Origin of the sequence: Paraburkholderia sp. SIMBA_027, from assembly GCF_046535315.1 — a bacterium.
Taxonomy (GTDB): Bacteria; Pseudomonadota; Gammaproteobacteria; order Burkholderiales; family Burkholderiaceae; genus Paraburkholderia; species Paraburkholderia tropica.
Genome location: NZ_JAWRWY010000009.1, coordinates 249,648 through 269,553 on the forward strand (window position 1 = coordinate 249,648; position 19,906 = coordinate 269,553).

Annotated in this window: 15 protein-coding genes; 8 read left to right on the top strand and 7 right to left on the bottom strand. The window is 65.6% G+C overall.

Annotated features, from left to right (window positions below):
* Positions 1-165: 165 nt before the first annotated feature.
* The 3 genes from SB764_RS18940 to SB764_RS18950 all read right to left on the bottom strand — a co-directional run bounded on the left by SB764_RS18940 (position 166) and on the right by SB764_RS18950 (position 3,931).
* The gene (locus SB764_RS18940) at positions 166-1,329 is read right to left on the bottom strand and encodes an MFS transporter (RefSeq protein ID WP_074981634.1); all 1,164 of its coding nucleotides are present in this window, start codon (positions 1,327-1,329) and stop codon (positions 166-168) included.
* Between the two features lie 148 nt (positions 1,330-1,477).
* Entirely contained in the window at positions 1,478-2,662 is a 1,185-nt protein-coding gene (locus SB764_RS18945) for an MFS transporter (protein ID WP_110325519.1), read from the bottom strand.
* Positions 2,663-3,055: 393 nt separating this feature from the next.
* Entirely contained in the window at positions 3,056-3,931 is an 876-nt protein-coding gene (locus SB764_RS18950) for a crotonase/enoyl-CoA hydratase family protein (protein WP_410864316.1), read from the bottom strand.
* A gap of 117 nt (positions 3,932-4,048) precedes the next feature.
* Between SB764_RS18950 and SB764_RS18955 the strand changes: the two genes are divergently transcribed.
* Complete coding sequence (locus tag SB764_RS18955; RefSeq protein ID WP_065057202.1) at positions 4,049-4,609, top strand: plasmid fertility inhibition factor family protein; 561 nt, start codon at positions 4,049-4,051, stop codon at positions 4,607-4,609.
* 72 nt (positions 4,610-4,681) lie between these two features.
* On the opposite strand, the gene SB764_RS18960 is transcribed toward SB764_RS18955, so the two are convergent.
* Positions 4,682-5,725: a LysR family transcriptional regulator gene (locus SB764_RS18960; protein ID WP_082991590.1), complete on the bottom strand. Its 1,044-nt coding sequence runs from the start codon at positions 5,723-5,725 to the stop codon at positions 4,682-4,684.
* Between the two features lie 176 nt (positions 5,726-5,901).
* Here SB764_RS18960 and SB764_RS18965 point away from each other — a divergent pair, with 176 nt between their 5' ends.
* The 4 genes from SB764_RS18965 to SB764_RS18980 all read left to right on the top strand — a co-directional run bounded on the left by SB764_RS18965 (position 5,902) and on the right by SB764_RS18980 (position 11,548).
* Positions 5,902-6,168, top strand: coding sequence for a hypothetical protein (locus SB764_RS18965; protein WP_146229914.1), 267 nt, complete (start codon positions 5,902-5,904; stop codon positions 6,166-6,168).
* Between the two features lie 128 nt (positions 6,169-6,296).
* Complete coding sequence (gene aspT / locus SB764_RS18970; RefSeq protein WP_065057204.1) at positions 6,297-7,979, top strand: aspartate-alanine antiporter; 1,683 nt, start codon at positions 6,297-6,299, stop codon at positions 7,977-7,979.
* Positions 7,980-8,047: 68 nt separating this feature from the next.
* A complete protein-coding gene (aspT, locus tag SB764_RS18975; protein WP_410864319.1) occupies positions 8,048-9,733 on the top strand; it encodes an aspartate-alanine antiporter in 1,686 nt (561 codons plus the stop codon).
* A gap of 153 nt (positions 9,734-9,886) precedes the next feature.
* Positions 9,887-11,548, top strand: coding sequence for a bifunctional aspartate transaminase/aspartate 4-decarboxylase (locus tag SB764_RS18980; RefSeq protein ID WP_065057362.1), 1,662 nt, complete (start codon positions 9,887-9,889; stop codon positions 11,546-11,548).
* Between the two features lie 102 nt (positions 11,549-11,650).
* Here the strand turns inward: SB764_RS18980 and SB764_RS18985 are convergent, their stop codons facing one another.
* Entirely contained in the window at positions 11,651-12,886 is a 1,236-nt protein-coding gene (locus SB764_RS18985) for an MFS transporter (RefSeq protein WP_065057206.1), read from the bottom strand.
* A gap of 495 nt (positions 12,887-13,381) precedes the next feature.
* On the opposite strand from SB764_RS18985, the gene xdhA reads away from it, so the two are divergent.
* Genes xdhA through xdhC form a run of 3 tightly spaced genes read left to right on the top strand, consistent with a single transcriptional unit; the run spans position 13,382 to position 18,009 of the window.
* Complete coding sequence (xdhA, locus tag SB764_RS18990) at positions 13,382-14,977, top strand: xanthine dehydrogenase small subunit (RefSeq protein WP_183038547.1); 1,596 nt, start codon at positions 13,382-13,384, stop codon at positions 14,975-14,977.
* Positions 14,978-15,026: 49 nt separating this feature from the next.
* Positions 15,027-17,381: a xanthine dehydrogenase molybdopterin binding subunit gene (xdhB, locus tag SB764_RS18995; RefSeq protein ID WP_321901324.1), complete on the top strand. Its 2,355-nt coding sequence runs from the start codon at positions 15,027-15,029 to the stop codon at positions 17,379-17,381.
* A gap of 28 nt (positions 17,382-17,409) precedes the next feature.
* The gene (gene xdhC / locus SB764_RS19000) at positions 17,410-18,009 is read left to right on the top strand and encodes a xanthine dehydrogenase accessory protein XdhC (protein ID WP_074981646.1); all 600 of its coding nucleotides are present in this window, start codon (positions 17,410-17,412) and stop codon (positions 18,007-18,009) included.
* Positions 18,010-18,077: 68 nt separating this feature from the next.
* Here the strand turns inward: xdhC and SB764_RS19005 are convergent, their stop codons facing one another.
* Both SB764_RS19005 and SB764_RS19010 read right to left on the bottom strand, forming a co-directional pair.
* Complete coding sequence (locus SB764_RS19005) at positions 18,078-19,052, bottom strand: LysR family transcriptional regulator (RefSeq protein ID WP_074981648.1); 975 nt, start codon at positions 19,050-19,052, stop codon at positions 18,078-18,080.
* 195 nt (positions 19,053-19,247) lie between these two features.
* The gene (locus SB764_RS19010) at positions 19,248-19,901 is read right to left on the bottom strand and encodes a 2-hydroxychromene-2-carboxylate isomerase (RefSeq protein ID WP_065057211.1); all 654 of its coding nucleotides are present in this window, start codon (positions 19,899-19,901) and stop codon (positions 19,248-19,250) included.
* Positions 19,902-19,906: the final 5 nt, after the last annotated feature.

Here is a 19,906-nt window from a genome sequence, read left to right on the forward strand (position 1 = left end):
CCACTCCGAATGACGTCGAGAGAAACACAGCGAAGCATTAGCGGTGTGAGCCGCTTTCTTTTGCCTACTTTTCTTTGCGGCTGCAAAGAAAAGTAGGTGCCGCCCCGCACAGGGGCAACGCATGCAGACCGACAAGAAAACAGGAAAAAGCGCAAAACAAAAAAATCACCGAATATGCGAAGCACCAGCCAATCCGCGCACCCGTTCCCACCTCAAAGCCCCAAGAAAAACAACCGCGGCGGCAAACAAAACCCAAAGCATGGCATCGCGCCCGGCATGCTCCATCAAAGCCCCGGTAACAATAGGCCCCCCAAAACTGGCGACACTCCATGAAGCACTAACCAGCGCACTAGCCGAAACGAGCGCCCCGCCTTCAAACCGCTCACCGCAGGCGACAATCGCCAACGTATAAATAGACCCGGCAGCGGCCCCCAAAACAAAAAGCAAAGGCCACCGCAACCAGGGCGTCCCCACAGCAAAAGGCAACAAAGGCAACAGCACGACAACAATCAAGCCCATCAACCCATGCACCCGCTCGCGCCCGAGCCGATCAGCGAGCCACCCGATGGGAAACTGCATCGTCGTATCGCCGAGCAACACAACCGAAGCAAACAGCACGGCCAGCTCGCTCCCAATCCCATGCCCCATTGCGAATAACGGCAGCAACGACAGCGCAAGCGTATCGAACAACGCAAAAAAACCGGTCGCGATAATCAGCGCCGGCATCTTCGGCAACACATGCCGCCAACTCCCATGCGGCTCATGCAGATCCGACTTGTGCGGACTCGACCGGATGGCAAACAGCATCGGCAACGCGATCAGGAAAATCGCCCCGCAGATCGCAAACCGCCACGCCGTAGAGTCCGCGATCTGGCTCACCAGCACGGGCCCGGACATCTGAAACAAGGTAAAGGTCGTCGCATAGATGGCGACCACGCGTCCGCGATTGGAGTCGTCCGCGAGTTCGTTCACCCACGCCTCGCCGATCGTGAACAGCAGCATGAGCGCCGCGCCGCACACCATCCGCAGCGCCGCCCATACCCACAGATTCGCGCAGGTCTGCATGAGCGCAGTGGCCGCCGCGACCGCAATCACCGATCCGACGATCACTTGCCGCGAGCCGAATCGCCCCGCGATCCACGCCGTGAGCGGCACGACGATCAGCCCGCCGAGCGCCTGTGCGGCAGTCAGCAGGCCGACGATGGCACTGCCGTATCCGGCGTCGGTGAGTGCGAGCGCCGTGAGCGGCAAGGTCGCGCCGGAGCCCAGGCCGACCACGGCCACGCTCAGGATCAGCGCGAGGAAATCTCGGGTAAGGACGGTTTTCATCGGGCGCCATCCTACACTGCGCACGCGAAAAACGCGGCATGGGATGCCGCGCTGCTTCAGTCAATCAGCGCGTCATCGCGCCGAGCGCCGAGCGTCGAACGTCGAACGTCGAACGTCGAACGTCGCGCTTCGAGTCGACACGTCCCGTTCAGGCGACCGAGGTCGGCCCGTTGACCGCCACGCGGCGACGCGCGCGCCGCTCGAGTTGCGCCGAGACGAAGGTGAGCCCGAGCGCGGCGAGCGCCATCGCGAGTCCCACCCACGGCAGCGACGTCAACGGCGCGCCCGCGCTGATCGCCACGCCGCCGATCCACGCGCCGCTCGCATTGCCGAGATTGAACGCGCCCTGGTTCAGCGTCGAGGCGAGGTTCGGCGCATGGCTCGCGCGATTGACGATGAGAATCTGCAGCGGCGGCACGATCGCAAACGCGAGCACGCCCCACACGAAAATGGTCGCCATCGCCGCGATCTGATCGTGCATCGTGAACGCGAACACCGCGAGCAGTACGCCGATCATCGCGAGCAGACTCAGCAGCGAGCGCATCAGCTTCCAGTCGGCGAGCTTGCCGCCGAGCGTGCTGCCCACCGTCAGCCCGAGGCCGAACAGCAGCAGCACGAAGGTCACTTCGTGCGGCGAGAATCCGCTCACGTCCTCGAGAATCGGCGTGATGTAGGTGAACACCGAGAACAGGCTCGCCGATGCCAGCACGCTCATGCCCAGCACCATCAGCACCTGCGGATTCTTGAGCACGCTGAATTCGTGCATGAGGCTCGCCTTCTGCATTTCGATGTGCTTCGGCAGGCACACTTGCAACGCGAGCGCCGCGAAGAGGCCGATCACCGTCACGGCCCAGAACGTCGTGCGCCAGCCTGCAAGCTGACCGAGCGCGGTGCCGAGCGGCACGCCCAGCACATTGGCGAGCGTGAGGCCCGTGAACATCAGCGCGATCGCCTGGGCGCGCCGGTTGGGCGCGACGAGTCCGGCCGCGACTACCGAGCCGATGCCGAAGAACGCGCCGTGACAGAACGCCGTGACGATGCGCGCGGCCATCAGGATCGAATAGGTCGGCGCCAGCGCACACAGCAGATTGCCGACGATGAAGATGCCGATCAGCCGCATCAACGCCGCCTTGCGCGGCACGTTGGCGATGGCGATCGCCACGATGGGCGCGCCGATCGTCACGCCCAGCGCATACGCCGAGACCAGCATGCCGGCGGCCGGAATCGACACGGACAGATCGCGCGCGACGTCGGGCAGCAGTCCCATGATGACGAATTCGGTGGTACCGATACCAAACGCGGCGACGGCAAGGGCAAGCAGGGGCAAGGGCATGGACGTGTGGGCCGGTTCTCGGCGGGGACGGCGTGGTCGGTTCGGTTCGCGAGGCCGGCGGTGAGCGGCTCGCGCGCTGTTTTTGTGCGACGGTTGTGCTGAACGTGCCAATCGTGCTGAATTTGGCGTACTGATTAAGCCAATGCCGAATTGTACTGAAATGCGCCTCGCTGCATCCGGCACGCTTTTCTTGCGTTCTTCCACGAAAACACACCTGATGCGCGTGCGGGGTTGTTGTTCGCGTCGGCGTCTCGTCTGAGGATTGCCCGGAAAAAAGCGGGCCGATGCAGTGTGGCGGACGGCGCGGGCGGTGCATCGTGGCGACTGACAGATTCAATTTAGCGCCTTGAACAAGGGCCTTCAAGAATCAAGTGTGGCGAGGTTTTCGCGCGCTCAAAGCGGTTCGCCGTGGCGTCCCGCGCCTTGCGCGAAACGCGCGGCCATCGGCAGCCCTTCGTCGAGCGCGGCGCGATAGCCGCCGGCGCCTTCGCGGCGCAATGCTTCGGCGAAGTCGTCGAGTGCGCTGTTGTCCCAGGCCGAGCGGCGATCCGCGAGCAGCGCCGCTTGCGGGAACGCGGCGAGCGTGGCTGCGAGCGCTTCGGCTTCGGCGCGCGCGCATCCTTTGCCGACGACGCGATTCGCAAGACCGAAGTCGAGCGCCTCGCGCGCGTCGACGGCGCGCCCCGTGAGGATCAGATCGAGCGCGCGCGACAGGCCGATCAGGCGCGGCAGACGCACCGTGCCGCCGTCGATCAGCGGCACGCCCACGCGGCGGCAGAACACGCCGAGCATGGCGTCTTCCTCGACGATGCGCAGATCGCAGAGCAGCGCGAGTTCGAGCCCGCCCGCGACGGCGTAGCCCGTCACGGCCGCGATGCAAGGCTTGGCGAGCCGCATGCGCGTCGGGCCGAGCGGACCGGGGCCGCCGCCGTCTTCGCGCAGGGCGTTGCGCCGCGTGTCGTCGTTGAGCGCGCCGAGGTCGGCGCCCGCGCAAAAGGTGCCGCCCGCGCCGAACAGCACGGCCGCGCGCCAGTGCGGATGCGCCTCGACGCGCGCGAATGCGGCGGCGAGCGCATCGGCGGTCGGGCGGTCGATCGCGTTGCGCTGCGCGGGTCGATCGAGCACGATCGTCGCGACCTGGGCGCGGGCTTCGATGCGCACGGCGTCGCCGAACGTCTCCGTTATCGCGTGGTCCGGCGTGCTTTCGCGTGGCGCTGCGTCGTCGCGTTGCTCGTCGCTTCTGTCGTTGCCTTTTTCACCTTGGCTCATCGGGCTTTTCCTCGCGTGCGCGGGGCGTGCGCATCCACGCCGCATAGGTCACGAAACCGTCACGAATCCCTCGTAGCTTAGGCCGTTTTTCCTCCCCGCGAGAGGCGCATCACCCGCATGTCCCCGACGTCACTGCCCACGCCCGGCGCGCTGCCACCGAATCCTTCAACGCTGTCGAAACCGCTGCAATCCGCGTGCGGAACGCACTGGATCGTGTCCTTGCCCGATCACCCCGGCTACGATCATGTGCGCTTCAAACGCGTCTTCACGACCGACGGCACGCGCCACGAAGTGGTGGTCGTCGATCTGCACAAGCTGCTGCTGTGCGCCGACCGCGACGACACCGACTACGTGCTCAAGCCCGTCGACGACTGGCATGTCGGCAAGGTGCGCGGGATCCGCGAATTTCTCGATCCGGAAAACGAACGCGTGCCGCAGATGCCCTACGTGACGATCTCGAAGCGCCGCGCGGCGGGGATTGCAGGCTGGCTCGGCATCGCGCATGTGGGCGTGGTGGCGTTCCGCAACGGCCAGCATCGCGCGCGCTATCTGGCGTGGGCCGGCGCGCAGTGGCTGCCGGTCGAGGTGCACGAGCGCGAGGCGGCGCTGCTGCGCGAGTTGTGCGGCGCCGCGGGTCTGGAAAGCGAGCCGGCGGAATACGGCACGCCGCCGGGTTGAGCCGCGATGGCGCTGCCCGCGCCGGCGGTGCAGCGCTTCTTACGTGCTGCCTTACGTGCTTCCTTACGTGCCTCAGCGTTCGTTCATCGCCTGCAACACGGCGCTGCTGCCGGGCGCGCCGTTCATCGGCCGCCACGCGGAGCCGCCTGCCGAAGTCGAAGCCGACGACGCCACGCTCGACGCCGACCGGTTCGCCAGCGCGCCGTCGTGCGCGTGCTCGAAATGCTCGACCGCGTGATCGACGAAGCGCCGCGTCTTGGCGGGCAAATACTGGCGGCTCGGATACACGATCGACATGCGTGCCTCGGGCGCGTCGATCTCGTAGTCGGGCAGCAGGCGCCTGAGCGTGCCGGCGGCGAAATCGTCGGCGACGAGCGGCGCGGGCACGATCGCCACGCCCATGCCCGCGAGCGCCGCGAGCCGCACCATCAGCATGTTGTTGACCGCGTAAGCGGGCTGGAGCGTGACCGGCTGCGCGCGTTCGCCGGCCTTCGCGAAGCGCCACGTCGCGCTGCGCTCCTCGGGCGGCAGCGTCACGGCCGCGTGCTGCGCGAGCGCGTCGGGCGTGCCCGGCTCGCCGTGCTCCGCGAGCCACGCGGGCGATGCGCAGGGCACGAACGAAGTGGTGCCGAGCGAGCGCTCGACGAGTTCGCCGTTGCCGTCGCCACTTTCCGTCGACGCTGCCACGATGCCCACGTCGAAGCCGTCCTCCGCCAGGTCCACGGGCCGCTCGGCGAGCGTGAGGCGCACATGCACGCGCGGATAACGCCGCCGGTAGCCGTCGATCAGCGGCGTGAGCGTGGCGAGCGACAGCGCGCCGGCGGCCACCACGCGCAGCGTGCCGCTCGGCTCCCGCTCGGTATGCGCGAGCGTATGTTCGAGGTGATCGAGTTCCTCCAGCACGCTGCGGCAGCCCTCGAGATAGCGCTGACCTGCTTCGGTGAGCGAAAGATTACGCGTGGTGCGGTTGATGAGCCGCGTGTGCAGATGCGCTTCGAGCATCGCGACCGAACGGGTGACGAGCGCGTTCGAAACGTCGAGGTGCTGCGCGGCGCGGCGAAAGCTCTGTGATTCCGCAACCCTGACGAAGACGCGCATGGCGTGTATCTGGTTCATGGAAATTCGCCTCGCATGCTGAATGCATTTACCGGTTAAGGGGCGTGCGCTCGAACAGAACAGCCGAGCGCGAATGAAGCGGACTGGCGGCTAGCTCGCGATTACGACTTTGAATGAAAATCATATTGACAGTCCTGTGAAATTACAATATCTATCTCAAAAAGCAGTGTCATTTCATGGTTGTAAAAGATTCAAATGCGCGGCTGGCATGGGTATTGAATGAGGCGGGAATATGGCACGTTCGCGCAGTCGTATTTGAATTTGAATTACGATCGAGCGGTGTTCATCCAGCGGATAGCGGTTTTCCGGGTCTTGTACAAGCTTGCGAGGAATCGATGTCTGGGCCGATTGCGGAGATTTCCTGGCGAAAAACGTTTGTTGTCAATGCGTTGCAGCCGATGATTTTTATGCCGGTTCACAGCCTTTACATAAATAGCGAATAAAAGCGGTTTTCCGGATTTATTGCGTGTCGCGCAAATATGCGATGCGCCCGGAAATAGATGCGTACATGCCATGGGCATGTCTTTTTATGCGCGTTTGGGCAAAAAGAACGTAAATCGGCAGACCAGACATGATCGTCGAATTGCTGAAGTCGCAACCCGAGATTGCCCTGTTTACGAGTCTCGCACTCGGTTATCTGATTGGTTCGATTCGATTCGGGCCCATTTCGCTTGGCGGCGTGTGCGGCACGCTGATCGTGGCGCTTTTGCTCGGTCAGACGGGCGCGCGTATCGCGCCCGATCTCAAGAACATCGCCTTCGCGCTGTTCATCTTCGCGCTCGGCTTCACGGGCGGCCCGCAGTTCTTCGCCAACATCGGCAAGGGCTGGCGTTACGGGCTGCTTTCGATCGTCGAGATCGTCTCGGTGATGACGCTCGTCATGATTGCAGTCGTCCTGATGAAGCTCGACGCGGGCACCGCCGCGGGCCTGCTGGCGGGCGCGGCGACCGAGTCGGCGGTGATCGGCACGGCTTCAGAGGCGATTGCGCGGCTCGGCATCAGCCCCGAGGCGGTGGGCACGTTGCAGGCGCACATCGTGACCGCGTATAGCGTGAGTTACCTGTTCGGTCTGATCACCATCGTGCTGTTCACGAGCCAGGTCGCGCCGCTGATCCTGCGCGTGAATCTGCGCGACGAGGCCGCGCGTCTCTTTCGCAAGCTCGGCGGCGACGGCGTGCTCGACGAAGGTCAGCGTCTCGCGCTGCCGCCGCTGGTGGGCCGCGCGTTCAGGGCCGGTCCCGCCGCCGGCATCCAGGTCGCCCAGTTCGAGGCGCGTTTCGGCAACAACATCACGGTCGAGCGCGTGCTGCGCGAACAGCGCCAGATCGACGCGGACGGTCAGCTCGTGCTGCAGAGCGGCGACGTTGTCTTCATTGCGGGGCGCCGCGAAAGCATGGTCGATGCGTCCGCCAGTCTCGGCGAGGAAGTCTCGGGCGAAGGCTTCACGAAGCTGCTCGCGCAGCGGGTGGACGTGATGCTCACGCGCCGCGACGCCGACGGCCTCACGCTCGCGCAGATGCGCGAACGCGCCTCGGCGCAAGCGGGCCGCGGCATCTACGTGAGCGCGATCACGCGGCTCGACACCACGGTGCCCGCGCTGCCCGGCACGGTGGTGCGGCGCGGCGACGTGCTTACGCTGCTCGGCGCGCCCAGCGACGTCAAACGCGGCGCGCAGCGACTCGGCTACGTGATCCAGCAGACCACCAAGACCGACTTCGTCTATCTCGGGCTCGGCGTGCTTGTCGGCATGCTGATCGGCCGCTTCGGGCTGAAGGTGGGCGGCGTCTCGCTGGTGCTCGGCACCGGCGGCGGCTGCCTGCTCTCGGGCCTGCTGTTCGGCTGGGCGCGCTCGCACTTTCCCGTGGTCGGCTCGCTGCCTTCGGCGGCCGCCCAGGTGCTCAAGGACTTCGGCCTCGCGACCTTCATCGCCGCCGTGGGTCTGTCCGCCGGTCCGGACGCCATCAAGCTCGTGCGCGAGTACGGCCTCGCGCTGCCGCTCGCCGGCATCCTGATGGTGCTGATACCGGGCCTCCTCTCACTCTGGATCGGGCGCATGTTTCTCAAGCTCGAAGCGCCGATGCTGCTCGGCGCGATTGCAGGGCAGCAGTGCAGCACGCCGGCGATCAGTGCGCTCGTGGGCGTCACCGGCAATTCCACTCCCGTGATCGGTTACACGATCACCTATGCGTTGTCGAACATCCTGTTGCCGTTGATGGGGCCCGTCGTGGTCGGGCTCGCGGCGAAGTTCGGCTGACCCGCGCGGCGGCTCAAGCGTCGGGTTTCATCGGCATCAGGCTGTCACACTTTCCAAGCGAGGGCACGATGGAATGGCTACATGACATCTTTCACAAATCTCCGGAAATCGCTCTGTTCCTCTCGCTGGCCGTGGGTTACTGGATCGGCCAGATCAATTTCGGCAAGTTCCAGTTAGGCGGCGTGGGCGGATCGCTGCTCGCGGCCGTGGTCATCAGTCAGGCGGGCGTGACCATCGACAACGGCGTGAAGTCGGTGATGTTCGCGGTGTTCATCTACGCCGTGGGTTACGACTCCGGGCCGGGCTTCTTCAACTCGCTCAACCGCAAGACGCTGCGTGAGATCGCCATGGCCGTGTTCATGGCCGTCGCGGGCCTCGTCACGGTGGTCATCTGCGCGAAGCTCTTTCACCTCAACAAGGGTCTCGCCGCCGGTCTCGCGGCGGGCGGCATGACGCAATCGGCGATCATCGGCACGGCCGGCGACGCCATCGCGCGTCTGGGTTTGCCGCCCGATCAGATGAAAGCGATGCAGGCCGACGTGGCGATCGGCTATGCCGTGACCTATGTGTTCGGTTCGCTCGGCGCGATCATCGTCTGCGTGAACATCCTGCCGAAGTTCATGGGCCGCAGCCTCAAGGACGCGTCGATGGACGCCGAACGCGAAATGGCGGGCGGCTCGGCGGCGAGCGGGCCGGGCCAGATCACGGCGCTGCCCGAACTGTTCGGCCGCGTGTTCCGCGTGGACGCGGGCGCGGGCCAGACGGTCAAGCAGCTCGAAGCGGCGGAGAAGGATTTCATCGCGATCGAGAAGATCCGGCGCGCGGGCAAGGTGCTCGATTCGACGCCCGATTTCGTGCTGAGTCGCGACGACGTGGTGCTCGTGGTCGGCCGCCGCGAGCAGATGGTCGAAGTGGGCGCGCTGATCGGGCCGGAAGTGCCGGACTCGGGCGGCATGAGCCTTGTGATGCAGACGCGCCAGCTCGTCTTCACGAAGAAGGGCATGAATCACACGACGATCGCCGACGTGCGCAAGAACGTCGATCGCGACATGCGGCACGGCGTCTACATCGAGAAGATCGAGCGTGCGGGTCAGCCCGTGCCGGTGCTGCCGCAGACGCAGCTCGAACACGGCGACGTCATCACGATCTACGGCACGGCCACCGACACCAAACGCGCCGTGCAGGAAGCCGGCTACGAGCTTGCGTACAGCAACAAGACCGACTTCATCTACATGGGCGTCGGCCTCGTGCTCGGCTTGCTGATCGGCCTGATCGTGGTGAACGTGGCGGGCATTCCGCTCACGCTCGGCTCGGGCGGCGGCTGCCTGCTCGCGGGTCTGCTGTTCGGCTGGATGCGCGGCAAGCATCCGATGTACGGCGTGATGCCGCCCGCGGCCTCGCAACTGCTCAAGGACTTCGGGCTCGCGGCGTTCGTCGCCGTGGTGGGTCTGAACTCCGGCCTCCAGGCGGTGGTGACGGTCAAGCAGAGCGGCATCACGATCTTCCTGCTCGGCGTGGTGGTGACCATCGTGCCGCTGATTCTCACCATGCTGTTTGGCCGCTACGTGCTGAAGTACAACAACGCGGCGATTCTCGCGGGCGCGCTGTCCGGCTCGCGCAGTGCGAACCCGGCGTTCGGCGGCATTCTCGACAAGGCCGAGAGCGCCGTGCCGACCGTGCCGTTCGCCATCACCTACGCGATCGCCAATGTGCTGCTCACGCTGCTCGGGCCGCTCGTGGTCGGTCTCGCATGACATGAAGCCAAAGCGGGCCGCGCGAGGAGCGCAGGCCCGTCCTCGATGATCTGTCGAAACGCGCGCCGCGTTCCACGCAACGACGACGTTCACCGCGCACGGTGAGCATGACGAACGAAGCGGCGCGCATCACGTCTTCCAATGGAGAGCACCATGGCAAAAGGTAAAGGCAACGATACGAAGGAAAAGGCGGGTCTCGACGCACTGAGCCCGTTCGAGCTCAAGGACGAACTGATCAAGGCGGCCGGCGGCGGCGCGGCCGAACGTCCGGCCAACTTCTCGATGCTCAACGCGGGTCGCGGCAACCCCAACTTCCTCGCCACCATTCCGCGCCACGGCTTCTGGCAGCTCGGTCTCTTCGCGATGCGCGAATCGGAGCGCTCGTTCTCGTACATGCCCGAAGGCGTGGGCGGCTTCCCGCAGCGCGCCGGCATCGTCGAGCGCTTCGACCAGTTCCTGCACGAAAAGCACGGCGAGCCGGGCATCGACTTCATCGGCGGCGCGGTGTCGTATGTGCGCGACCAGCTCGGTCTTTCCGCGGGCGATTTCCTCTACGAAATGTGCGAAGGCATTCTGGCCTGTAACTATCCGGTGCCCGACCGCATGCTCAAGCTCTCGGAGATCATCGTCGGGCAGTATCTGCGCCGCGAGATGATCGGCAAGCATCCGTTCGTGGGCGAGTTCGACGTGTTCGCGGTGGAAGGCGGCACGGCGGCCATGACGTACATCTTCAACACGATGCGCGAGAACTTCCTGATCAAGGCGGGCGACACCATCGCGCTCGGCATGCCGATCTTCACGCCGTACATCGAGATTCCCGAACTCAACGACTATCAGCTCAACGTCGTGCATCTGAATGCGACCGTCGAGAACCACTGGCAGTACTCGAAGAAGGAACTCGACAAGCTGCGCGATCCGAAGGTCAAGGCGTTCTTCCTCGTGAATCCGAGCAATCCGCCGTCGGTGAAGATCGATGACGAAAGCCTCGAATACATCGCCGAGATCATCAAGGAACGTCCGGACCTGATCCTGCTGACCGACGACGTGTACGGCACCTTCGCCGACAACTTCGTTTCGCTGTTCGCGCTCGCGCCGAAGAACACGATTCTCGTGTACTCGTATTCGAAGTATTTCGGCGCGACCGGCTGGCGTCTGGGCGCGATCGCGACGCATCGCGACAACGTGCTCGACGCCACGCTCGCGAAGCTGCCGAAGGACGAAAAGAAGATCCTGCACAAGCGCTACGAGTCGATCACGACGGAGCCGGACAAGCTCAAGTTCATCGACCGTCTGGTGGCCGACAGCCGCACCGTCGCGCTCAATCACACGGCCGGTCTGTCGACGCCGCAGCAGGTGCAGATGGTCCTGTTCTCGCTGTTCTCGCTGATGGATACGCCCGACGCGTACAAGAACGCGCTCAAGCGCGTGATCCGCAGCCGCAAGCGCGCGCTGTTCGAAGAGATGGGCATCGCCTACGACGAGAGCGATCCGAACCAGGTCGATTACTACACGATTCTCGACATGGAATATCTGGGCGAGAAGCTGTTCGGGCGCGACTTCGTCGAGTGGCTGCTCAAGCAGGTGCAGCCCAACGAGCTGCTGTTCCGTCTCGCGAGCGAAGCGCGCGTCGTGCTGCTGCCTGGCAAGGGCTTCGGCACGCCGCATCCGTCGGGCCGCGTGTCGCTCGCGAACCTCAACGAGTCGGATTACCGCAAGATCGGCCGCGCGGTGCGCAAGCTCACCGAGGAATACGTGCAGCGCTACAACGAGGCGACGGGCAAGAAGCTCGCGACCGATACGGTGCAGAAGAAGTAAGGCATCGATATCGGCTGCGATGAAAAAAACCGCCGGCAGCGCGAAGCGCGTTGCGGGCGGTTTTTCTATTGGGTGCGGTGTAGCCGCGAGTCTGACGAAAGCTCAGTCGGCGCGTTGTGTGGCGCTCGCGGCGGCTTTCGCTTCGGCGGCCGCCTTCACGCTCTTGCGATGCAGCGAGACCGACAGCGCCACGGCCGCCGCCGACGCAATCGCCGCGAACAGATACACCGAGCCATAGCCGAACAGATTCGCCACATAGCCCGCGAGCGGGCCGGTGATGCCGAGCGACAGATCGAGGAACACCGAGTACGCCGAGAGCGCCGCGCCGCGGCTCGCCGCCGGCACGAGGCCGACCGCCTCGACGCCCAGCGCCGGAAACACGAGCGCGAAGCCGAAGCCCGTGAGCGCCGCGCCCGCGAGCGCGAAATGCGGCGTCGGCGCGAGCCACAGCAGCAAAAGACCGGCGCACTCGCACGAGAACGAGGCGATGGCCACGCGGAAGCCGCCGAAGGTCTTGATGGTGTTGGCGAACAGCAGGCGCGCGCCGATGAACATCAGGCCGAACAGCGTCAGCGAGAACGCGGCGTTGTCCCAGTGGCGCGCCGCGTAGAACAGCGTGATGAAAGTGGCGATCGAGCCGAAACCCGCCGAGCCGAGCGCGAGGCCGAGGCCGTGCGGCAGCACGCGCGTGAACACGCTGCGGTACGACATGCGCTCGCCGTGCACGACCGGCACCGGCGCGATCGGGCGCGCGAGCCAGAAGCCGAGCGCGGCCAGCGCGATCACGGAGACGCCGAGCGTCCAGTAGCCGACGAAATGCACCATCTCCACGCCGAGCGGCGCGCCCAGCGCGAGCGCGCCATAGGTGGCGATGCCGTTCCACGAAATCACCTTGGCGTTGTGCGAGGTGCCCACGCGGCCGATGCCCCAGAGGATCGCGCCGGTGCCGCACAGGCTTTCGCCGCAGCCGAGCAGCAGGCGGCTCACGACCAGCAGCGTCAGCGAGAGGCCGGGCCAGTGATCGACGAGCGTGCCGAGCAGCAGCAGCACGCCGCTCGCGCCGCAGATCATCAGGCCGATCGACACGGTTTTCTTCGGGCCGAGCGTGTCCGCCGAGCGGCCGGCGAGGGCGCGCGAGCAGAGCGTCGCGATGTATTGCACGCTGATCGCCGCGCCCGCCACCACGGTGCTGAAACCGAGGTCGTTGTGCACGTAGCCCGGCAGCACGGCAAGCGGAATGCCGATCGTCAGGTAGCAGAGGAAGGTGAAAAAGACGACCGGAATGATCTGCAGGGTCGTCGATGCGGCGGAGCGCGGGGGCGCCAAATCAGCGGACATGGGGAAAACGCGGATGGAAAACGGCGGGAAAGGCGTGATTGTCCCATGGAACCGGTTCTTATGCAGACGTTGAAAAAACGTTTCGGTGAGCGGAACAACACCTTTTGCGCGTGTTTCGCTGCTTAAACGTTCTGTCATCTGCGCAGGCGGAAATGGGCGAGGTTGCGCGATGTTGGCGCAATTTGGCGAGCCCGGACGCCGCCAGGCCGTGTCATCGCGGAAAAAACGGGGCGCGAGCGCCGGGATGAGGCATCGACGCGGAGATTTCGGTGTCCTGTTTGCGTGAAACGTGAGAGAAATAACGCAATCAGGACGTCGCGACATAAGCCCGCCATGCGCGTGCGAGCGCGATTTATCGTCTCAACGATATATCCCCCATGCACTTGCGCCTATGGGATCGCAATATTGGTGGTGATAGCTTTCAAATCGTCCACTGTTGCGTGGCGAGCCGCAGACGCTTGCCGCGCACACGCATACAACGACGAGCCAGAAACCATGAATCAGCCGATCCGCTTTTATCACCGCAACGCGATCCGCGAAGTCAGCGACGCGGGCGTGACCCGCACCGTCCTTCAATACCTGCGCGAAGACGCGCGCTGCACCGGCACCAAGGAAGGCTGCGCCGAAGGCGATTGCGGCGCGTGCACGGTCGTCGTGGGCGAGCGCACCGCCGAGGGCGGCGTCAGCTTCAAGGCCGTCAACGCCTGCATCCAGTTCCTGCCGACGCTCGACGGCAAGGCGCTCTTCACGGTCGAAGACCTGCGCCAGCCCGACGGCTCGCTGCATCCCGTGCAGCAGGCGATGGTCGATTGCCACGGCTCGCAGTGCGGCTTCTGCACGCCCGGTTTCGTCATGTCGATGTGGTCGCTCTACGAGAAGCACGGCCATGAACACAGCCACGAGCACAGCCACGAGCAAGCGGCGCAAGGCTGCGCGGGCAAGGCGTCGTGCAGCGTGCCGTCGCGCGACGAGATCGCCAATGCGCTCACGGGCAATCTGTGCCGCTGCACGGGTTATCGCCCGATCCTCGACGCCGCCGAGCAGATGTTCAAGCTCGACGCGCCCAAGGCGCCCGTCGACGTGAAGGCGATTGCGGCCTCGCTCGCGACGATCGAGCGCGCCGAGACCTTCCACTACGAGCATCGCGGCCAGCAGTTCGACGCGCCGCGCACGGTCGAGGCGCTCGCCGCGATCAAGGCCGCGCGCCCGAACACGCGCATTCTCGCGGGCAGCACCGATATCGGCCTGTGGGTCACGAAGCAGATGCGCGATCTCGGCGACATCGTCTACGTGGGGCAGGTCGAGGCGATGCGCGCGATCGACGTGGACGAGCAATGGATACGCATCGGCGCGGGCGTGACGGTCGAGCGCGCCTATGCCGAACTCGCGAAGCACTATCCCGAACTCGAAGAAATGTGGCTGCGTTTCGCCTCGCTGCCGATCCGCAATGCGGGCACGCTCGGCGGCAACGTGGCGAACGGCTCGCCGATCGGCGACTCGATGCCGGGCCTGATCGCACTGGGCGCGCGCGTGGTGCTGCGCGGCGGCGAAGTCGAGCGCGAGCTGGCGCTCGAAGACCTCTATCTCGCGTACCAGAAGAAGGACATGGCCGAACACGAATTCGTGCTCGCGCTCAAGGTGCCCACGCGCAGCGGCGCGCGCGCGAATCTGAAATTCCGCACCTACAAGGTCTCGAAGCGTTTCGACTCCGATATCTCGGCCGTGTGCGCCGCGTTTTCGTATCTCGCCGATGGCGAGCATGGCGAGACGATCCGCGAGCCGCGCATCGCGTTCGGCGGCATGGCGGCCACACCGAAGCGCGCGAGCCACGCCGAAGCCGTGCTCGCCGATGCGCAGTGGCACGAAGCCACCGTGCAGGCCGCGATGATCGCGCTCGGCAACGACTACGCGCCGCTCTCGGACATGCGCGCGACGAGCGAGTATCGGCTCGAATCGGCGAAGAACACCTTGTATCGCTTCTGGCTGGAAACGCGTCCGCACAATCCGCTCGCGCCGCAGGCGCTGAACGTGCGCGCGGTGGCGGCGGAAAGTGCGGATAACGCGGACAGCATCGAAAGCAGCGCGGTTTGACCGGACAGGAAACGGGAAAAAAGCGGAACAACATACGGAGAACGACATCATGAACCAGCAAGCCGAACCGTTCCTGGAAGAAGCGAAAGCGCGCGAGCCGTTCGCGCAGGTCCACGTCTCGCGGCCGCACGAATCGGCGCATCTGCACGTGAGCGGGCGCGCCACCTACACCGACGACATTCCTGTCGTCGCGGGCACGCTGCACGCGGCGCTCGGTCTCTCGCAGAAAGCGCATGCGCGCATCGTCGCGATGAATCTCGCCAAGGTGCGCGCGACGCCCGGCGTTGTCGCCGTGCTCACCGCCGAGGACATTCCGGGCGTGAACGATTGCGGCCCGATCATCCACGACGATCCGGTGCTCGCGGACGGCGTCGTGCAATACGTCGGCCAGCCGATGTTCGTCGTGGTGGCGACGTCGCACGATACGGCGCGTCTCGCCGCGCGCCGCGCCGAAATCGACTATGAGGAACTGCCGCCGATCCTCACGGCGCAGCAGGCGCGCGCCGCGCAGCAATACGTGTTGCCGCCGATGAAGCTCGCGCGCGGCGACGCGTCCACGCGCGCGGCGCGGGCCGCGCATCGTCATGAAGGCGAGATGCTGCTGGGCGGGCAGGAGCAGTTCTATCTGGAAGGGCAGATCGCCTACGCCGTGCCGAAGGACGACGACGGCATGCACGTCTGGTGCTCGACGCAGCATCCGAGCGAAATGCAGCACCTTGTCGCGCATGTGCTGGGCGTGCAATCGCACAACGTGCTGGTGGAATGCCGGCGCATGGGCGGCGGCTTCGGCGGCAAGGAATCGCAGTCGGGCCTGTTCGCGTGCTGCGCGGCGCTCGCGGCGTGGAAGCTGCTGTGCCCCGTGAAGTTGCGCCCCGATCGCGACGACGACATGATGGTGACCGGCAAGCGTCACGACTTCCACTACACGTACGAAGTGGGTTACGACGATCACGGCACCATCGAAGGCGTGAGCGTGGACATGACCTCGCGCTGCGGCTTTTCGGCGGACCTCTCCGGCCCGGTGATGACGCGCGCCGTCTGCCACTTCGACAACGCCTACTGGCTGCCCGATGTGTCGATTTCGGGCTTCTGCGGCAAGACCAACACGCAGTCGAACACCGCGTTCCGCGGCTTCGGCGGCCCGCAGGGCGCGTTTGCGATCGAGTACATCATGGACGACATCGCGCGCTCGCTCGACCTCGATCCGCTCGACGTCCGCAAGCGCAATCTCTACGGCAAGACGGAGAACAACGAAACGCCGTACGGCCAGACCATCGAAGACAACGTGATTCACGAACTGATCGACGAGCTGGCGCAAACGAGCGGCTATCGCGCGCGCCGCGCGGCGGTTCGCGCGTTCAACGCGAACAACGAGGTGCTGAAAAAGGGCATCGCGATCACGCCGGTGAAGTTCGGCATCGCGTTCAACGTCACGCACTTCAACCAGGCGGGCGCGCTGGTGCACATCTACACCGATGGCTCGGTGCTCGTGAACCACGGCGGCACGGAAATGGGCCAGGGGCTGAACACCAAGGTCGCGCAGGTCGTCGCGCACGAACTCGGCATCGAGTTCGGCCGCGTGCGCGTGACGGCCACCGACACGAGCAAAGTCGCGAATACGTCCGCCACGGCGGCCTCGACGGGCAGCGATCTGAACGGCAAGGCCGCACAGGACGCCGCGCGCCAGTTGCGCGAGCGGCTGGCGACGCTCGCGGCCACCACCTGGGGCAAGGGCGCGGTGAACGCGGCGGACGTGCGGTTCGCGAACGACTGCGCGATCGTCGGCGACGAAGTGGTGCCGTTCGGCACGCTGGTGCAGAAGGCCTATCTCGCGCGCGTGCAATTGTGGTCCGACGGTTTCTACGCCACGCCCAAGCTCTACTGGGATCAGGCGACGCTGCGCGGCCGGCCGTTCTATTACTACTCGTATGGCGCGGCCGTGTCCGAAGTCGTGATCGACACGCTCACGGGCGAAATGCGCGTGCTGCGCGCCGATGCGCTGCACGACGTGGGCGATTCGCTGAATCCCGCGCTCGACGTGGGGCAAGTGGAAGGCGGCTTCATTCAGGGCATGGGCTGGCTCACGACCGAGGAACTCTGGTGGAAGCCGGACGGCAAGCTCATGACGCACGCGCCGTCCACGTACAAGATCCCGACCGTGAACGACACGCCGCCCGAGTTCAGCGTGAAGCTCTTCAAGAACCGCAACGCGGAGGACAGCATTCACCGCTCGAAGGCCGTGGGCGAGCCGCCGCTGCTGCTGCCGTTCTCGGTGTTCTTCGCGATTCGCGACGCCGTGGCGAGCGTGGCCGATTACCGCTTCAATCCGCCGATGAACGCCCCCGCGACCGCTGAGGAAATCCTCAAGAGCGTGCGTGCGGTGCGTGCGATGGCGCGGGCCTGAGTCCACGGATCAGCGAGGAAAACGCAACATGATCAGTCATCCGAATCATTGTGTGCGCGTGGATGCGACGGGGCGCGTCGTGATCGGCCGACGCAGCACGCCGGTGCCGCAATACGGGCCGATGCACGTCGTGCTGTTCGGCGCGGGGCACGTGGGCCACGCGCTGGTGACGCTGCTCGGCATGCTGCCGTGCGTGGTGCAATGGGTCGACGAGCGCGACGAACTGTTCCCCGACGAAGTGCCCGCCAACGTGCAGGTCGAGGCCACCGACACGCCCGCGGCGATCGTCGACAGCGCGCCGCCGGGCGCTTACTTCATCGTGATGACGCACAATCACGCGCTCGATTTCGAGCTGTCGCTGCGCATCATGAAGCGGCGCGATTTCGCGTGGTTCGGGCTGATCGGCTCGAAAACCAAGCGCGTGAAGTTCGAGCGGCGGCTGGCCGAGCGCGGCATCGCGCGCGAGCGCATGGACGAGATCACTTGCCCGATCGGCGTGACGGGAATCGTCGACAAGGCGCCGTCGTCGATTGCGGTGGCCGTGGCCGCGCAGTTGATGCAGTTGCGCGTGGCGATGCCGCTCGACGTTCATCGGCATGCGCAGGAGAGCGGATTCGCGCGGGCGTAGCGCGCTCACGCTTGCGGAAGTTTGAAAAAAGCCGGACGTTGTTGTCCGGCTTTTTTGTTTTTGCGGCGTCAGATGGCGGCTTTCGAGGACGTGTCCTGCTTCGCGCGCCGCTTGCGCGCGGGCACCGTCAACGACACCGAGACGGCATCGATCAACTCGCGCAGCCAGCCCACGTCGCTAGGACGGTCCGGTTGCGGATGCCACATCTGATAGCAGCGGATGCGCGGAAACGCGAACGGCGGCTCCACCACCGCGAGCGGCAGCATGCCCGCGTAGTGCAGCGCGAAGCGGCGCGTGGTCGTGAAGATCAGATCCGATTGCAGCAGCACTTGCGGCACGAGGCCGAAATACGGCAGCGTCGCGACGATATGGCGATGCGCGCGCGCCTTCGCGAAGCCCAGCTCGACGGGACTCGCGTTCGCGCCGGTGTAGGGCGTGGGCGCGAGATGGCCCGCCGCAAGGTAATCTTCGCGCGAGAGCGGCGCGTGGGCGAGCGGATGGTCGGCGCGCATCAGGCAGACGATCTTGTCGGCGAACAGGTCGCTGCGCGCGAAACGCGGATCGGGCTTCGGCCAGTTGCCGATCACGATGTCGAGTTCGCCCGCGTCGAGCGCGGCGTGATGGTCGAGCGTCGGCGAAAGCGAGAGGATCTCCAGCCGCGCAGCGGGCGCCGCCTCGCGAAAACGCGCGATCAGCGTCGGCATGAAGAAGTCGTTGAGATAGTCGGGCGCGGCGAGGCGAAACGTGCGCTTCGAGCGCAGCGGATCGAATTCGCCGTGCGGCGTGGCGACGAAATCGACGTCGCGCAGCACGCGCTGGGCGTATTGCAGCAGCGACTCGCCGTATTCCGTCGGCACCATGCCGGCCTTGCCGCGCACGAGGATCGGGTCGCCGAGCACTTCGCGCAGCCGCCGCAGCGCGGTGCTGATGGCGGGCTGCGTCTGGTTCAGCCGCAGCGCGGCCTGGGTGACGCTGCGCTCGACCAGCAGCGTGCGCAGCACGCGCACGAGCCAGATATCGAGGGAAAGGGCAGAGTCGTCCATGGCGATGAAAGCGGGAACGCGGGGAACGCAGTGAGCGCGCACGCGCCGCGCTTCGTGCGCACGGCGTCAGGCATAACCTTAAGCCGCGGCGCGCGCGCTGGCCATAGGGCGCGCGGTATGGCGGGGATCAGCGCGGGCGGCGGACGTGGTTTATACGTTGCTTGGACGTCGCTCGCCCGCGTTCGCCGCAGGTTTTCAGGCCTTTTCCGGCTTCGGCAAACCCGAAGGCAGCGCGCTGATGCGCTTGACCTCGCGCGAGTCGAGCCAGTTCGGCGTGCGCGCGCAGTAGAGCACCATCGGCAGCGCGTCTTCGCCCCAGAACAACTGCTTGTTCATCCAGAACGTGGGCACGCCGAATACGCCCATCGAGATCGCGTCGTTGGTGTTGCGGCGCAGTTGCGCGCGCACCGCTTCTTCCTCGATCAGCGCCTCGCCGTGCGCGATGCCCACGCGCTCGCACAATTGCTCGAAGCCTTCCTCGGTCGACGGGTCGCGGCCTTCGCGCCAGATGAAGCGGAAGATCTCGCGCACGCAGGCGAAGTCGCCGCCCGCCGCGATGGCGAGCAGCATCGGCTTGACCGAGTCGAACGGATGCGCGGGCGGCATCTTGAACGGAATGCCCAGTTGTTCGGCGCGGAACAGCGCGTGACGGTACGTGAAGATGCGCTTGGCCGGAATCGATGCGCCGAGCGGCTGGCCCCAATGGCGGTGCAGGTCGGTGAGCAGGACCGGCGTCGGCGCGAAGTCGAAGCCCGGCCACTTGTCGTACTGCTCCAGCAGCAGATACGAAAACGGCGACACGAAGTCGTAGAACCAGGCTGGCTGGCTGGCGTCGATGCCGCTGATCATGCTGT

What these genes read in the sequence shown, in the direction of transcription:
- SB764_RS18960 (WP_082991590.1), bottom strand. Translation starts at nt 5,725, where the DNA reads ATGAACCAGATACACGCCATGCGCGTCTTCGTCAGGGTTGCGGAATCA.
- xdhA (WP_183038547.1), top strand. Translation starts at nt 13,382, where the DNA reads ATGAATCAGCCGATCCGCTTTTATCACCGCAACGCGATCCGCGAAGTC.
- aspT (WP_065057204.1), top strand. Translation starts at nt 6,297, where the DNA reads ATGATCGTCGAATTGCTGAAGTCGCAACCCGAGATTGCCCTGTTTACG.
- SB764_RS19010 (WP_065057211.1), bottom strand. Translation starts at nt 19,901, where the DNA reads ATGATCAGCGGCATCGACGCCAGCCAGCCAGCCTGGTTCTACGACTTC.
- SB764_RS18950 (WP_410864316.1), bottom strand. Translation starts at nt 3,931, where the DNA reads ATGAGCCAAGGTGAAAAAGGCAACGACAGAAGCGACGAGCAACGCGAC.
- SB764_RS19005 (WP_074981648.1), bottom strand. Translation starts at nt 19,052, where the DNA reads ATGGACGACTCTGCCCTTTCCCTCGATATCTGGCTCGTGCGCGTGCTG.
- aspT (WP_410864319.1), top strand. Translation starts at nt 8,048, where the DNA reads ATGGAATGGCTACATGACATCTTTCACAAATCTCCGGAAATCGCTCTG.
- SB764_RS18980 (WP_065057362.1), top strand. Translation starts at nt 9,887, where the DNA reads ATGGCAAAAGGTAAAGGCAACGATACGAAGGAAAAGGCGGGTCTCGAC.
- xdhB (WP_321901324.1), top strand. Translation starts at nt 15,027, where the DNA reads ATGAACCAGCAAGCCGAACCGTTCCTGGAAGAAGCGAAAGCGCGCGAG.
- SB764_RS18965 (WP_146229914.1), top strand. Translation starts at nt 5,902, where the DNA reads ATGGTTGTAAAAGATTCAAATGCGCGGCTGGCATGGGTATTGAATGAG.
- SB764_RS18955 (WP_065057202.1), top strand. Translation starts at nt 4,049, where the DNA reads ATGTCCCCGACGTCACTGCCCACGCCCGGCGCGCTGCCACCGAATCCT.
- SB764_RS18940 (WP_074981634.1), bottom strand. Translation starts at nt 1,329, where the DNA reads ATGAAAACCGTCCTTACCCGAGATTTCCTCGCGCTGATCCTGAGCGTG.
- SB764_RS18945 (WP_110325519.1), bottom strand. Translation starts at nt 2,662, where the DNA reads ATGCCCTTGCCCCTGCTTGCCCTTGCCGTCGCCGCGTTTGGTATCGGT.
- SB764_RS18985 (WP_065057206.1), bottom strand. Translation starts at nt 12,886, where the DNA reads ATGTCCGCTGATTTGGCGCCCCCGCGCTCCGCCGCATCGACGACCCTG.
- xdhC (WP_074981646.1), top strand. Translation starts at nt 17,410, where the DNA reads ATGATCAGTCATCCGAATCATTGTGTGCGCGTGGATGCGACGGGGCGC.